Origin of the sequence: Lachnoclostridium sp. An118 (assembly GCF_002160985.1) — a bacterium.
Taxonomy (GTDB): domain Bacteria; phylum Bacillota; class Clostridia; order Lachnospirales; family Lachnospiraceae; genus Claveliimonas; species Claveliimonas stercoravium.
This window is the reverse complement of the sequence record NZ_NFLQ01000009.1, coordinates 1-15,662: the sequence shown is the minus strand read 5'-3', so window position 1 is coordinate 15,662 and position 15,662 is coordinate 1. Positions and strand designations below refer to the sequence as shown.

The following is a 15,662-nucleotide window of genomic DNA, read 5'->3' as shown; positions in this document are numbered from 1 at the left end:
CTATTATAAAAGCGGTACAACTCATTTTTATGCATCTATATGCATTTATATGAGGTGTATACATTGATTTCAAGGAAGGATGTATATAAAATGAATTTAAAAGGACGCAGCTTTTTGAAATTACTCGACTTTACACCGGAGGAGATACTCTATCTGGTGGACCTGGCGGAGGAGCTGAAGGAGAAGAGGAAAAAGGGCATCAAGGGAGACAGCCTGAAGGGAAAGAACATTGCCCTCATTTTTGAAAAGCCCTCCACAAGGACACGGTGCGCTTTCACCATCGGCGCCCAGGACGAGGGGGCCACAGCCACCTACCTGGCAGGAAGCGAGCTCCAGCTGGGAGAGAAGGAGAGCATCGAGGATACAGCCCGGGTGCTGGGACGCATGTTCGACGGCATCGAGTACCGCGGCTTTGAGCAGTCCTTTGTGGAGGCGCTGGCCGAGTACAGCGGCGTTCCGGTGTGGAATGGCCTGACAGACCAGTGGCATCCCACCCAGTGCCTGGCTACCCTGCTGACGCTGAAGGAGAACTTTGGCCATGTAAAGGGACTGAAGGTGGTCTACCTGGGAGACGGCCGGAACAATGTGGCCAACAGTCTTCTGGTAGGATGCAGCAAGGTGGGCGTCAATGTGGCCGTGGCGGCACCCAAGAGCCTCTGGCCGGATGAGAAGCTCATCGAGACATGCAAGGGCTTTGCTGAGGCAGCCGGCTCCACAGTGGAGGTCTCCGACCAGCTGGACGTTGTGGAGGGAGCGGATATGCTCTACACAGACGTGTGGTTCTCCATGGGCGAGGAGAAGAAGGAGCAGGAGCGCACCAGGCTGGCGCTGCCCTATCAGGTAAACGCGGAGCTCATGAAGCGGACAGGCAAGTCCACCACACTGTTCTCCCACTGCCTGCCGGCAAATAAAGGGAAAGAGGTAACCGAGGACGTGTTCGAGAGCGAGGCATCTGTCGTGTTCGACGAGGCGGAGAACCGTCTCCACACCATCAAGGCCATCATGGTCGCGACCCTCGGTGATTGACTGAGATATGAAGAAGACTGAGATCTTATCCATGCTCCGGGAGAGCGATGGATATGTGTCCGGACAGCAGCTCTGTGAGAAATTCCAGGTTTCCAGGACTGCTGTCTGGAAAGTAATAGAACAGCTGAAGGAAGAAGGCTATCAGATAGAGGCAGTCCGCAACAGGGGATATCGGTTGAGCGAGAGCCCGGACATACTGTCGCAGGCGGAGATCGAGAGCAGGGTCTCCACCAGGTGGGCAGGGCGGAATGTCTCTTATTTTCGCGAGACGGATTCCACCAACACCCAGGCCAAGCGGCTGGGGGAGGAGGGGGCTCCCGCCGGGACTCTGGTGGCGGCGGACCGGCAGATGGCCGGGAAGGGACGCCGGGGACGCAGCTGGAACTCCCCGCCGGGCAGGGACATCTACATGTCGCTGCTCCTCCGGCCGGACATCCGGCCCTCGGACGCTCCTATGCTGACCCTTGTGATGGCCTTGAGCGTGGCGGAGGCCATCCGGGAGAGGACAGGCATCGACGCCCGCATCAAGTGGCCCAACGATATTGTGGCGGGCGGGAAAAAGCTCTGCGGCATCCTGACGGAGATGAGCGCGGAGATGGACTATATCAACTACATTGTCATCGGCGTGGGCATCAACGTGAACCAGCCCGCGTTTCCGGAGGATATCGCGGACAGGGCCACCTCCCTCATGCTGGAGGCGGGCAGGAGCTTTCCCCGGGCACCCCTCATAGCCGCGGTGATGGAGCGGTTCGAGGAGGATTACAGCCGCTTTTTGGAGACGAATGACCTGTCCGGGATGCGGGAGGCCTACAATGAGCTGCTGGTGAATGTGGGGCGGCAGGTGCGGGTCCTGGAGCCGGGACATGAGTACACCGCTCTTTCTTCCGGCATCAATGACAGAGGAGAGCTCCTCGTGCAGAGGGAGGACGGCAGCCGGGAGGCCGTCTTTGCGGGGGAGGTCTCTGTGAGAGGAATGTATGGATATGTATAATGGAAAGATCGTGCTCTGCGGAGCCAATTCATATGAGGAAAAATATTACCTGAACCCGGATTTTGAGCAGCTTCCGGACCACGTGAAGGACGAGCTGAAGATCATGTGCGTCCTCTACGTAAATGACGTGGGAGGCATCCTGACCCTTGTCTACGAGGAGAATGGGGACCTGTGTTTTGAGGTCACCTCCGCGGAGGGGGATGCCATGTTTGATGAGATCGGCAGCAGGCTGAAAATAAAGCAGCTCCAGCAGGAGAAGGCGGAGCTGCTCCAGTCCCTGCAGCTCTACTACAGAGTATTCTTTATGGGGGAAGACCTGGAACTGTAGGCGGATATGAGAACAGCCCCGCCAGGGGCACAAGGAGGGAGACAAAAAATGCTTCTTGCGATCGACGTGGGAAATACAAACTTTACAATGGGCCTGTTCCGGGGGGAGGAGCTGGTGGCCAAATTCCGCATGACCACAAAGCTGCCCCGCACATCGGACGAGTACGGGATCGCCATCCGGGAGCTGATACGCAACCAGGGGGAGGACCCGGACCAGGTGGACGATATCATCGTTGCCTCCGTTGTGCCGGACATCATGCACTCCCTGGGGAGCTGCATCATCAAGTACTTTGACCGGAAGCCCATCATCGTGTCAGCAGGGATCAAGACAGGGATAAGGGTGGCCACGGAAAACCCGAGGCAGACCGGTGCGGACCGCATCGTGGACGCGGTGGCGGCCTACTATCTCTACGGCGGGCCGGTCATCGTGGTGGACTTTGGGACCGCCACCACCTATGACCTGGTAGAGCCGGACGGCACCTTTGCCGTGGGCGTCACAGCCCCCGGTATCCGCACCTCCGCCAGGGCCCTCTGGGGGGATGCGGCCATGCTGCCGGAGATCGAGATACGCAAGCCGGAGACCATCCTGGCCAGGGAGACCGTGTCCAGCATGCAGGCCGGACTTGTCTACGGCTACATCGGCCAGACAGAGTACATCATCAGCCAGATGAAAAAGGAGTCCGGCTACACGGACGCAAAGGTAGTGGCCACAGGAGGACTGGGCAACATCCTGGCTGCGGCCACGGAGAGCATTGACATCTATGACCCCATCCTGACGCTGGAGGGGCTGCGGCTGGTCTACGAGAGGAACCGCTTCCGCAGCAGAAGGCCCGACGGGAAAAAGGATGCATAGAGAAAGGATACACAGGACATGGGAGAGAGAAGACAGCTGAAGATAGGAGACCTCACAATAGAGCACCCCTATGTGCTGGCACCGATGGCAGGCGTGACAGACCTGCCATTTCGTCTGCTGTGCAAGGAGCAGGGGGCAGGACTCCTGTGCATGGAGATGGTCAGCGCCAAGGCGCTCCAGTACAGGAACAGGAATACAAAGGCCCTCCTCTCCATCCACCCGGAGGAGTACCCGGTGTCCCTGCAGCTCTTCGGCTCCGAGCCGGAGGTCATCAGCGAGCAGGCCAAGGCCATAGAGGAGCTGCCCTTTCAGCTCCTGGACATCAATATGGGCTGCCCGGTGCCCAAGGTGGTGAAGAACGGGGAGGGCTCCGCCCTCATGAAGCAGCCCCGCCTGGTCCATGAGATCGTGTCCCGGACGGTAAAGGCCATCCGCAAGCCGGTGACAGTCAAGATACGGAAGGGCTTTGACGACACCTGTGTCAACGCGGTGGAGATCGCCAGGATCATCGAGGACGCGGGGGCAGCGGCGGTGGCTGTCCACGGGCGCACGAGAGAGCAGTACTACTCCGGGAAGGCGGACTGGGATATCATCCGCCAGGTAAAGGAGGCGGTGAGCATCCCGGTCATCGGCAACGGGGACGTGACATGCGTGCAGGACGCCCTGCGGATGATGGAGGAGACCGGCTGCGACGGCGTCATGATCGGACGGGGAGCCAGAGGCAATCCGTGGATCTTCCGGGAGCTGAAATGTTACGACGAGACAGGGCAGATACCGCCCCGCCCCGTGATCGGGGAGATTCGGGAGATGATGTTGCGCCACGCCCGCCTCCAGGTGGAGTACAAGGGCGAGTACACGGGCATCCGGGAGATGAGGAGCCATGTCTCCTGGTACACGAGAGGGCTGCGGGGCTCGGCCCGGCTCCGGGAGGAGATCAACCAGGTGGAGACCTACGGGGAGTTGGAGGCTCTCCTGCATGAAAGACTGGTGTAAAAGCTGACCAGTGTAAAAGACAGGCCAGGACCGGGTAAAGTGCAGGTAAAGCAAAGCTCTGCACATTGTATTTTTTTAAGTACAACTGCGTTATGGAAACAATGCCAAAAAACGGCCTGCCAGAGCTGAAAAGTCAGATAATAAACAATCCGGGGCTCTGATGGGTAGAAAATCTACCCTGGAATAAAAATATATACAGAGACATGAAGATTTTTCCTGTCTGTGAAGCGGAGAGATCCTGTAGAAAATCTACGGGGTTTCTCTTTTTGTTTTACAGTTCCTTCACGCAATATTCACGGGAGCTTGATTGAAGAAGGGAAAACCGGACACCTATAATCAGTTACGAACCCGGGAGGAACAACGAAAACCAAGCAAGACAAAAACAAGTCAGAACAAGTCAAGACCAAGACAGGAAAGACGAGAAAAGAGAGGTATATCTATATCATGAAAGCAAAAAGACTGGCAGTAGCCTGCATGACAGGCGTAATGGCATTATCAATGGGAGCGCTCACCGCATGCTCCGGAGGCACCAGCGAGGCCGCGGACGGAGAGCAGGTCATTATTTACTCCAACGCGGACGACGAGGCAGTGGAGGCCATGAAGAACGCGCTGGACGGCAACGGCTATGAGGGACAGTACATGTTCCAGACATTCGGGACCTCCGAGCTGGGAGGAAAGCTCCTGGCAGAGGGAACCAACATCGAAGCAGACATGGTGACCATGAGCTCCTTCTACCTGGACAGCGCCCAGGAGCAGAACAGCATGTTCCTGGACCTGACCTTTGACGCCCCCACGCTGGAGGAGACCCCGGCATTTTACCGCCCCATCACATCCCAGGAGGGAGCCATCATCGTAAATACAGAGGTGCTTGAGGCGGAGGGACTTCCGATGCCCACCTGCCTGAAGGACCTGGCGGACCCGGTCTACAAGGACCAGATTTCCGTGACAGACATCAAGAGCTCCTCCACCGCATGGCTTCTGATCCAGGCTCTGGTCAGTGAGTACGGCGAGGACGGAGCAAAGGAGGTGCTGACAGGCATCTACGAGAACGCAGGCCCCCACATCGAGGACTCCGGCTCAGGCCCCATCAAGAAGGTGCGCGCCGGTGAGGTGGCTGTCGGCTTTGGCTTAAGACACCAGGCAGTGGCCGAAAAGGCGGAAGGTCTTCCCATCGACTATGTGGACCCCACAGAGGGCAACTTCTCCCTGACAGAGTCCGTGGCAGTGATCGATAAAGGCGATGAGACGAACGATAAGGCCATGGAGATGGCAGAGTGCATCATCAAGAACGGAAGGGAAGAGCTGCAGGCTACCTATCCGAACGCGCTGTACGAGGGCGAGGAGACAAACTCTGAGAACAAGTCCACATACCCCAAGGCATTCTCCGAGCCTCTGACAGCGGAGCTGCTGGAGCAGCACCAGGAGCTCTCCGAGGAGTGCATGGCAGCGGCCCAGGAGTAGGCCGCTCCCCGGCATGCCAAAAAGGGACAGAGAGCAGGATCTGCCTGCATAAAACGGACGGGAACAGGGCATCACAAACAGGTGGTGTTCCTGTTCTTTTTTGCGTTTCTTATGTATATATTAAGTATACGGTTAAGGGGAAAAATGTATTGACATTGAAAAAGACGTTATGTATAATATTGAAATTGTGAAAGTGGACTTAAACAGAAGGAAACTTCTGTAAAATAGACAGAATACAAGCACGAAGAGGAGAGGATGGAAATGGAAGAAAAAAAGACGATTCTGACTTATGAAGGTCTGAGAAAGCTGGAGGACGAGCTCGAAAATCTGAAGGTAGTGAAGAGAAAAGAGGTCGCCGGTAAGATCAAAGAGGCAAGAGAGCAGGGCGACCTGTCAGAGAACGCCGAGTACGATGCGGCAAAGGACGAGCAGAGGGATATCGAGGCCCGCATTGAGGAGCTTGAGAAGATCCTGAAGAATGCTGAGGTCGTTGTGGAGGACGAGGTGAACCTGGACAAGATCAGCATCGGCTGCACAGTGACTGTCTATGACGAGGAGTTCGAGGAGGAGATGGAATTCAAGATCGTGGGCTCCACTGAGGCAAACAGCCTCCAGGGCAAGATTTCCAACGAGTCCCCGGTGGGCCAGGCTCTGCTGGGCCACGAGGAGGGCGATGAAGTGACTGTGGAGACACAGGCAGGAGAACTGGTATACAAGGTGCTCAAGATAGAGCGCTCTATCTAGGTCCGGCGGGCCGGGCCAAGAGCCGGCAGATACAAAGATTTAAGAAGAAAGAAGGAGTGAATACAGTGACCAGGCAGCAGAACAATGTACAGGAACAGGATGTGAACCAGCTGAGGAAGGTGCGCCGCGAAAAGCTGGCGGAGCTTCAGACCAACGGGAAGGACCCGTTTAAGATCACAAAATATGATGTGACATGCCATGCGGCTGACATCAAAGACCATTATGAGGAGATGGAGGGTAAACACGTGTCCGTGGCCGGCCGTGTCATGCAGAAGCGCGTGATGGGCAAGGCTTCCTTCTGCAATGTTCTGGACCAGAGCGGCAATATTCAGTCCTATGTGGCGAGAGACGGCATCGGCGAGGAGGCATACAAGGAGTTCAAGAAGCTGGATATAGGCGATATCGTGGGTATTGAGGGAGAGGTCTTCAAGACAAAGACCGGCGAGATTTCCATCCATGCCTCTGCGGTGAAGCTCCTGTCCAAGAGCCTGCAGATCCTGCCGGAGAAATTCCACGGCCTGACCAATACGGACACACGCTACCGTCAGAGGTATGTGGACCTTATCATGAACACGGAGGTGCGTGACACCTTTATCAAGAGGTCACACATCATCAGCGCCATCCGCAGATACCTGGACGGCCAGGGCTTCCTGGAAGTGGAGACCCCCATGCTGGTGAGCAATGCGGGAGGAGCTGCCGCAAGGCCGTTTGAGACGCATTTTAACGCTCTGGGAGAGGATTTCAAGCTCCGCATTTCCCTGGAGCTCTACCTGAAGAGGCTGATCGTGGGCGGGCTGGAGAAGGTCTACGAGATTGGCCGCGTATTCAGGAACGAGGGACTGGACACAAGGCACAACCCAGAGTTCACTCTGATGGAGCTGTACCAGGCATACACAGACTACAACGGCATGATGGACCTCACTGAGAACCTGTACCGCCATGTGGCACAGGAGGTGCTGGGAACCACCACCATCACCTACAACGGGGTGGAGATGGATCTCGGAAAGCCCTTTGAGCGGATCACCATGATAGACGCCGTAAAGAAATACGCAGGCGTTGACTGGAACGAGGTGAAGACCACAGAGGACGCCAGGAGGCTGGCGGACGAGCACCACGTGGAGTATGAGGAGCGCCATAAGAAGGGCGATATCCTGAGCCTCTTCTTCGAGGAATTCGCGGAGGAGCACCTGATACAGCCGACCTTTGTCACAGACCACCCCATTGAGATATCACCGCTCACAAAGAAAAAGCCGGACAACCCGGACTATGTGGAGCGCTTTGAGTTCTTCATGAACGGCTGGGAGATGGCCAACGCCTACTCCGAGCTGAACGACCCCATCGACCAGAGAGAGCGGTTCAAAGCCCAGGAGGAGCTGCTGGCACAGGGCGACGAGGAGGCCAACACAACAGACGAGGACTTCCTGAATGCCCTGGAGATCGGTATGCCGCCCACAGGCGGTATCGGCTTCGGTATCGACAGGATGTGCATGCTCCTGACAGACTCCGCAGCTATCCGCGACGTGCTCCTGTTCCCGACAATGAAGAGCATCGGCGGAGCCGAAGGTAAGAAAACGGACAAGAAAGAGGAGTCCGAACCGGCTGTGAAGATCGATCTTTCCAAGGTGAAAGTCGAGCCGCTGTTTGAGGATGCCGTTGATTTTGACACCTTCAGCAAGTCCGATTTCCGGGTTGTAAAGGTGGAGGCATGCGAGGCAGTTCCGAAGAGTAAGAAGCTCCTGAAGTTCACACTGAACGATGGAACAGACCGGAAACGCACGATTTTAAGCGGAATTCACGAGTATTACGAGCCGGAAGAGCTGGTTGGAAAGACCTGTGTGGCGATTATAAATCTGCCGCCGAGGAAGATGATGGGTATCGATTCCGAAGGTATGCTGATCAGTGCGGTGTACGAGTACGACGGACACGAAGGACTGAATCTGCTGATGCTGAATGACAGTATTCCGGCAGGAGCGAAGCTCTACTAAGGATAAGAAATGACCTTCAGATTTGACAGCAAAAATTCATTTTGACAACATTTTGACAACAAATTCAAAGGGAATCACGAATTATCATGAAGCGTGGTGAAGAGTTGTCATTCTTGAATCATATCGGAAAACCGATGATTTGGGCACTTTTTGAAAGAGAAACTTTCAAAGAGTGCTCTTTTTTTATTCCTCGCGTATAAACAGCAGTAGTGGCCGCATTTAAGAAGGGAGACTGTTTTATGAGAACAGAAGATATGTACTATAATGAGCAGAAACGCAGTGAAGTTATGGAGGCGGCCCGGAGGCTTAGAAGAAAATTCCTTCGATATCAGCAGGCAGAGATTGTATACAGCCTGTCTCATAAGAAATTAATGGAGCTAGCTAATCAGGCAGGAGCAATTTACAGAATGGATGGAATCGTATTGATTAACCGTGAAATCTTTGATGAATATCTTGAAAGATTTCGTGAGAAAAAAGAAAATTCCTCTCCAAGGGAGGAGGACTAATATGCATGGAAAAGTATGGATGTTTTCACATCTGATCGATGATGAGGATCTGGAGTTCCTGCAGAGGGAATTTGTCAGTTATCAGCAGGCTATGGACTACTACGGATTGGGCTATAAACCAATTGTCAGGCTGTCTCATATATCGGGATCTGTTTATAAGATTGGGAAAAAGGTATTGATACGGCGGAGCATTTTTGAAGAATATTTGAGAAACCATGTGAAAAGGGGGACTGAAGAATGGGAAGAGTTATTGCGGTAGCAAATCAGAAAGGCGGAGTCGCCAAAACAACAACAGCGGTAAATTTAGGAATTGGACTTGTAAGAGAAGGGAAAAGGGTGCTGCTTGTTGATACAGATCCCCAGGGAAGTCTCACAGCCAGTCTCGGATATGTGGAACCTGATGAGATTCCGGTTACGCTGGCAAATATATTATCAGCAGTGATCAATGAGGAAGAAGTCAATCCATCCGGGGGTATTCTCCACCATGAGGAAGATATCGATATTATGCCCGGGAATATTGAACTTTCAGCATTAGAAGTTGTTATGGGCAATGTAATGAGCAGGGAGCTGATCCTGAAGGATTATATCGATATGATGAGAGAAAGATACGACTACATTTTAATTGATTGCATGCCGAGTCTTGGGATGATGACAATCAATGCTTTAGTTGCTGCGGATTCTGTTCTTATCCCTGTACAGGCAGCATATCTGCCGGTAAAAGGACTCCAGCAGCTGATTAAGACAATCCTGATGGTCAAAAAGAGACTGAACCGGAGACTTGAGATTCAGGGGATCCTTCTTACTATGGTGGATTACCGGACCAATTATGCGAAAGATATCATGGCGAAACTGCGTGAAACCTATGGCTCACGGATTGCAATATTTGAAACTTCAATCCCTATGTCGGTGAAAGCGGCAGAGACAAGTGCGGAGGGAGTCAGTATCTATTCCCATTGCCCGAAAAGCAAGGTTGCCGAAGCTTATCGAAATCTGACACAGGAGGTGCTGGAATATGAAAAATAGCAGGAGCGGAGAAAAGATAAAGCTGACAAGCATTGATGAATTGCTTGGTGTTGTAAATGAAGAGTCTGCAATGGAAATTGAGATAAAAACGATCAGCCCATTTAAAGGCCATCCCTTTAAGGTAATAGCTGATGACAAGATGGAAGAGTTGATCAATAGTGTAAAGGAGAGCGGAGTTATTACACCTGTATTGCTCCGACCGGCGGGAGAAAATCACTATGAAATGATATCCGGTCATCGGAGAATGTATGCGGCACGTAAAGCAGGACTTTCTACAGTTCCGGCGATTGTAAGGGATATGACAGATGATGAAGCTGTAATCGCTATGGTTGATGCCAATATTCAAAGAGAAGAGCTTTTTCCGAGCGAGAAAGCCTTTGCTTATAAGATGAAATTAAATGCAATGAAAAGGCAGGCCGGCAGACCCTCTAAAAATAATTCTGGTCAAAATGACCAGAATTTATCCGGAGCAGTGTCAAGAGATATTTTGGCCGAACAGGTTGGTGAAAGTTCAAAACAGATACAGCGTTACATTCGTCTTACCGAGCTTATCCCTGAATTGCTTGATATGGTCGATAATAAGAAACTGCAGTTTACGGTAGCTGTAGATATTTCTTATATCGATAAGGAAATGCAGAAATGGATTTATGAATATATCAAAGACAATGGATTTATAAAACCAAATCAGATCGCTGTCTTAAGGAAGCGGCTGGAAGATGAAAATATAGGTCACAATTATATGATCTCCATATTTAATAATTGCATTGCTCCAAAAAGGAAGGCACGTAAGGTCACACTGCCGGAGAAAAAACTGAAAAATTATTTTCCTCCGGATTATACGCAGGAGCAGATGGAAGAGATAATTGTTTCTCTGTTGGAAGAATGGAAGAAAGAATTGCAGACAGAGTAAGAATGCTGATGAAAGAATTGTGATGATAAAGGCCAGAAGTGCCAAAATCAAACTTCACAGAATACAGATGAGAGGAGGATGTGTATGGAACAAAAAGTATCATTTGATTATTTTTACGGCACGCAGGCCGATCAGTACAGTTTTTATCGAATACCGAAGGCGTTATTTCAGGATGAATATTTTCGGAACCTTTCCAGTGATGCCAAAATCCTTTATGGATTGATGCTGGACAGAATGTCATTGTCTATTAAAAATCAGTGGTTTGATGAACAGAACCGGGCGTATATCTATTTTTCCATTGAGGATATTATGGAGTTGCTTAACTGTGGAAGAAATAAAGCTGTTAAGTCCTTACAAGAGCTGGATCAGGAAAAAGGGATCGGACTGATCGAAAAGAAACGGCAGGGATTTGGAAAAACAAATATTATCTATGTCAAATCATTTGTGATCCCTGACAGAGATGTTACCACCCATCAGAGTGAATCACAGAAGTTTACAATACAAACTACTGATGAAAAAGGGGATGACACAGAAGTTTGTAAAATAAACTTCAAGAAGTCCCTAAATCAAACTTCAAGAATTCCTGAAAATAAACTTCAAGAAGTTTGCAAATCAAACTCTAATTATAATAATTTGAGTTATAATAAAGAGAATAAAACTGAATCAGATCAAATCAGATCTGCGGATGTGCGATCAGATGATCGTCTGGCGGTTATGCAGGCATATGAAAATCAGATTAAGGAGAATATTGACTATGACGGTTTGATTATCAGTCATTCCCTTGATAAAGATCTGATCCAGGGTATCTATGAGCTGATATTGGAGACAGTATTGTGCCAGAATGAAGAAATCCTGATCGCAAGCAACTGGTATCCGGCAGAATTGGTGAGGAGTAAATTTTTAAAGCTGGAATATTCACATATTGAGTATGTGATTGAGTGTCTGAAGAAAAATACGTCAAAGGTAAAAAACATAAAGAAATATATGCTTGCGGCCTTATTCAATGCACCTGCTACGATTGATGGTTACTACCAGGCAGAGGTAAATCACGATATGCCGCAGTTCGCCTGACAAGAGAAAGGAGAAATCAAAACAATGATTATTATAAGACTGATAGAGAAACTGATATTACTGCCTGTTTGGATTATACTTGTGCTGCTCAGTCTCTGTATTAAGCTGACGGTAAACTTATACGGTTTTGTCAAAGGGATTTTCAGCTTTCTGCTCATTCTCCTGATAATCGGAACGATAGTATGTTATCAGGACTGGATACAGGTGGCAGTGCTCTTATGCATTGAGATAGCGGCATTTCTGATTTTGTTCTTTGGCTGCTTTATCGAAGTGGCTGTGGATATGCTGAGAGGGCGTGTAGCAGACAGGCTTTTGTCTTGGTGAAAGGAGATACTATGCCATACATACATAAAATATTCGAGAAAGCAACAATTCGAAGCGTTGTAGATTATCTGTTGTTTGGTCTGGGACCAGACAAGGATACGAGGGATTACGAGGAGAGATTGGATGAGTTGTATAATAAATTTGAGGAAGCTGTAAGAAAATATGACTCCAATCCCACATCAGAATTGCTCGATTTATCTAATGAGATCACCAGTGAGACAGCAAGTGTGTATACAGAAATCGGATTGCAGTTAGGCGTGCTTCTCGTCCTTGATGTGGTGACTAATCTCAGGCGCGAGAAAGATTTGAAAAGATGCAATATGACGATGGGAAATGAGGATGAAAATCTTATAAGTAAATTTTATGAGATGCAGGAAGCAACCTATTTACAAGAGACCTTGATGAAAGATAAAGAATATCAGAAAGCAGAACATGATATTATAGAAAGTACAAAAAAATTAAAAACGGTATTGTCTTATGATGGAGATTCTGATATTGTGCAGGAACTATTGGAAAAACTGGATAATAAAATCAGAATACATGGGAAAGTGACATATATTCAGGGATTCCACGATGCTATACGTGTTCTTAATTCTTAGATGATAAAAAGGCTCCTGATTTGCAATGAATCCGGAGCCTTTTACACAAGCAAAATTTGTCTCTTCTATAGTTCGTATTGCTAGGCGGATATTATTAGCGTAAAATAAGGTTATAATATAGCATTAACGATGTGCGACATAAGTGTACTGTTTTATAAGTAGATGGTGACGGTAAATATCTGAGTTGGCTTAAATAGTAAGAATATTTCAGAGGATTTTGAATATATGGGAAATGCAGATCCGGTTGTTATAAGTAGCTTGATAACCAAGGTTAATGGAAAAGATGATATTGTACATATTTTTTGACAGATAGGCGAAAGTATCAGGAAATAGTACATTCTGATAACAAAAAAATTTCAAAATATTTCCTAAATTATGTGGAGAAATATTCAGTTTCACCGCAAAAAACTATGCTCAAGATAGATAAGCATGTATAAAGAGGGATGAAAAAACTATAGATGGTTTATCGAAATGCGTAGATGCATAAATTAAAAATGAAATAGAACATAAAAAAGTGGCATTGAATAATACAGCGTTACTCAATTACCACTTTTATAAAGTTATATGGATCGTTTTTGACGTGATAAGGAATCATATAATTGGGTATAAATTTGCTCTGCAGAAAAACCATCAGACAAAAGCTTGTCCATTATACTTTTTGAAGAGTTTTCAAAACTATCTTTTGAATTAATAATTTGGTCTGCAATACGATAATGATTAATGATTTCCTTTATGGCTTGCTCAGAATCCCCTTTTTCCAGTGAAAAAATAATTTTCTTATGTGTAATGAGTAGTTCCCTCATTTCATTTTTAGTAACACTTTCCCATGAAATTAAGATATAATTTGTGGAAAAACTCGAAAGTGAATAAATAACATTTGTTAAAAATTCATTATGGGACATTTCTGCTATTTTTCTGTGAAATTTGACATCATACTCTATAGCATTAACGGGATTCTCTTGAGCGGCCATTTCCATCTTCATAACAAAAGAATTTAATTCTGAGATATCTTCTGATTTGATACCCCTTTTTATTGCAAGTTCTGCTGCTTTTGTTTCTAGTGCTTCTCTAATTTCACTAATATCTGTATGCTTAACTTCTTTTACCGCCATAATTGCACGAAAAACATTAGATAAACCTTCTCGAATGTTACACTTGACAGTATAGCCAGAACCACGAGAACTTTCAAGTAAACCAATACCTTTTAAAGTTTGCAATGCTTCACGGACAGAAGTACGGCTAACATTTAGTGATTTAGTAAGCTGAATCTCTGATGGCAATCGTCCGCCGATTTTTACTTCTTGTGTTTCAATCAGTTCAAATATATAGTTTATTACTTTTTCGCAAGGGGTTTCAGCCTTATCTTTCATATGTATCACCTCTTAAAAAAACCCGTTTTTCAAATTATATCATACAAATTTGTAGAACACAATAATAATATTACAAAAAAATATGTAGGACTAATATTAAAAATTAACTTGAATATTAGTACGACAAGTATTAAAATAGCAATAATATAACTTACGTGTAGAAATGTAAAAGAAAGGGAGGGATGGGAGTATATATAATTTCTACACAGTATATGTATATTCTGTTACGTTCAATTAAGTCTAAAGTGAAGAGGTTTTTCATTTGAAAAATACTTCACTTGCATTAAGAATGGGGTGAAACTATGCTGATACCAATTGTTAGAATTGTCTTAATTGTAACTGCTGTTGTGCTAATAGGCCGAGCATTAATTTTTTTCTTTAGTAAACAGGAAAAAAACAAAAAGAAAGCGTGGATTATGATTGCGGTAGTGATGCTCGAAGGAGTATTAGGAATATTCCTTCAGGAAGGCGCAGATATTGTTACAGAGCTTGTTACCGAAGGCAAGGCTTATTTTTCTTCTGATAACAAACAAGGTAAATCTCAAGGAGGTGAAGTAGAACATATTCATACTGCTAGTACGGAGAAAAAAGAAAACATTATTGATGAAACTTGCACTACAGCGGGAAGTTATGATTTGGTTGAATATTGCGAATGTGGTAAAGAGTTGAGTAGAGAGCATATAGCAGTTGAGCCTCTGGGACATGATTATAAAGAAACAGTCGTAGATCCAACATGTACGGAACAAGGCTATACAAAATATGAATGCAGTGTATGTGGAGACACATATGAAGAAAATCAAACAGAAGCGCTTGGACATCAGTTTGATGAAGGCATTTGTATACGTTGTGGATTTGAAGATCCAGATTATGTAAAAGTGTTCGATGGGGAAACAATTATGGAAATATTGTCACAATCCGTAGCCAGTGATAGTGGAACCTATGCAAATTACTTGGGGAGCAAAAGCATTAGTGTCTTTGCTGAAGAACAACACAATTGCTTTTCAATTAATACAGCAGTTAGTTATAATATGTGGGGTGGTAATATACAAGATGTGGTCTTTAACATATCTGAATTAAATGAGATTGGAACTCTGAATTTTAAAATTGGTGGTGAAACAGGAAGCGATGGCTCTATGGTTGTGGATATTTTTGTGGGGCAAGCAATAGGTGACTATCCTGACTATACATACGAGATAGAAGCTTCCGCAGAACCGATTGAAGTTTCTATTGATATAACTGGAGCAAATTCATTAGGGATACGTGTAACAAATTGCTCTTCCAATGAAAACCGGTTAGTATTTTTTGATTTTTCAGCGCCGAATAAATAATATTAAAGCAACCGAGTAGGAGTGAGTTAATCGAGGGCATAAAATTTTCTGTGTCTATGGGAAAAATTCTTCTTTGATAAGAAACAGATATGTATAATTGTCTTGTCGGAACTTCTGCTTTTTGGCTGTCGAATTACTTATCTGTTTATAG

At 47.3% G+C, this 15,662-nt stretch carries 17 protein-coding genes; 16 read left to right on the top strand and 1 reads right to left on the bottom strand.

From position 1 onward, the window contains the following. Positions 1-90 precede the first annotated feature (90 nt). From argF to B5E62_RS09145, 15 genes are all read left to right on the top strand, one after another. Entirely contained in the window at positions 91-1,026 is a 936-nt protein-coding gene (argF, locus tag B5E62_RS09215) for an ornithine carbamoyltransferase (RefSeq protein ID WP_087174307.1), read from the top strand. A 7-nt stretch (positions 1,027-1,033) separates the two neighbouring features. Continuing rightward, positions 1,034-2,017, top strand: a complete 984-nt coding sequence (locus B5E62_RS09210) for a biotin--[acetyl-CoA-carboxylase] ligase (RefSeq protein ID WP_087174306.1) — start codon at positions 1,034-1,036, stop codon at positions 2,015-2,017. After that, positions 2,010-2,345, top strand: coding sequence for a DUF6145 family protein (locus B5E62_RS09205; RefSeq protein WP_087174383.1), 336 nt, complete (start codon positions 2,010-2,012; stop codon positions 2,343-2,345). The genes B5E62_RS09210 and B5E62_RS09205 overlap by 8 nt, the downstream gene beginning before the upstream one ends. Positions 2,346-2,393: 48 nt before the next feature. Continuing rightward, entirely contained in the window at positions 2,394-3,197 is an 804-nt protein-coding gene (locus B5E62_RS09200; RefSeq protein WP_087174305.1) for a type III pantothenate kinase, read from the top strand. An 18-nt stretch (positions 3,198-3,215) separates the two neighbouring features. Further along, on the top strand, positions 3,216-4,190 hold the full coding sequence (gene dusB, locus B5E62_RS09195) for a tRNA dihydrouridine synthase DusB (protein ID WP_087174304.1): 975 nt from the start codon (positions 3,216-3,218) through the stop codon (positions 4,188-4,190). A 444-nt stretch (positions 4,191-4,634) separates the two neighbouring features. Then, complete coding sequence (locus tag B5E62_RS09190; RefSeq protein ID WP_087174303.1) at positions 4,635-5,651, top strand: ABC transporter substrate-binding protein; 1,017 nt, start codon at positions 4,635-4,637, stop codon at positions 5,649-5,651. A gap of 261 nt (positions 5,652-5,912) precedes the next feature. Continuing rightward, entirely contained in the window at positions 5,913-6,395 is a 483-nt protein-coding gene (gene greA, locus B5E62_RS09185) for a transcription elongation factor GreA (RefSeq protein ID WP_087174302.1), read from the top strand. 65 nt (positions 6,396-6,460) lie between these two features. Further along, a complete protein-coding gene (gene lysS / locus B5E62_RS09180; protein WP_087174382.1) occupies positions 6,461-8,380 on the top strand; it encodes a lysine--tRNA ligase in 1,920 nt (639 codons plus the stop codon). Positions 8,381-8,619: 239 nt separating this feature from the next. Beyond that, positions 8,620-8,886, top strand: a complete 267-nt coding sequence (locus tag B5E62_RS09175) for a DUF6462 family protein (RefSeq protein ID WP_087174301.1) — start codon at positions 8,620-8,622, stop codon at positions 8,884-8,886. Position 8,887: 1 nt separating this feature from the next. Next, on the top strand, positions 8,888-9,145 hold the full coding sequence (locus tag B5E62_RS09170) for a DUF6462 family protein (protein ID WP_087174300.1): 258 nt from the start codon (positions 8,888-8,890) through the stop codon (positions 9,143-9,145). Then, positions 9,124-9,909, top strand: a complete 786-nt coding sequence (locus B5E62_RS09165; protein ID WP_087174299.1) for a ParA family protein — start codon at positions 9,124-9,126, stop codon at positions 9,907-9,909. Before B5E62_RS09170 ends, B5E62_RS09165 begins: the two co-directional genes overlap by 22 nt. Further along, entirely contained in the window at positions 9,899-10,819 is a 921-nt protein-coding gene (locus tag B5E62_RS09160) for a ParB/RepB/Spo0J family partition protein (RefSeq protein WP_087174298.1), read from the top strand. Before B5E62_RS09165 ends, B5E62_RS09160 begins: the two co-directional genes overlap by 11 nt. 84 nt (positions 10,820-10,903) lie before the next feature. Continuing rightward, on the top strand, positions 10,904-11,890 hold the full coding sequence (locus tag B5E62_RS09155) for a DUF6017 domain-containing protein (RefSeq protein WP_087174297.1): 987 nt from the start codon (positions 10,904-10,906) through the stop codon (positions 11,888-11,890). A 24-nt stretch (positions 11,891-11,914) separates the two neighbouring features. Beyond that, positions 11,915-12,214, top strand: a complete 300-nt coding sequence (locus B5E62_RS09150) for a hypothetical protein (RefSeq protein WP_087174296.1) — start codon at positions 11,915-11,917, stop codon at positions 12,212-12,214. An 11-nt stretch (positions 12,215-12,225) separates the two neighbouring features. Then, positions 12,226-12,813, top strand: coding sequence for a hypothetical protein (locus tag B5E62_RS09145; RefSeq protein ID WP_087174295.1), 588 nt, complete (start codon positions 12,226-12,228; stop codon positions 12,811-12,813). A 560-nt stretch (positions 12,814-13,373) separates the two neighbouring features. On the opposite strand, the gene B5E62_RS09140 is transcribed toward B5E62_RS09145, so the two are convergent. Further along, entirely contained in the window at positions 13,374-14,183 is an 810-nt protein-coding gene (locus B5E62_RS09140; RefSeq protein ID WP_087174294.1) for a FadR/GntR family transcriptional regulator, read from the bottom strand. Between the two features lie 302 nt (positions 14,184-14,485). On the opposite strand from B5E62_RS09140, the gene B5E62_RS09135 reads away from it, so the two are divergent. Then, positions 14,486-15,511, top strand: coding sequence for a hypothetical protein (locus B5E62_RS09135; protein ID WP_087174293.1), 1,026 nt, complete (start codon positions 14,486-14,488; stop codon positions 15,509-15,511). Positions 15,512-15,662: the final 151 nt, after the last annotated feature.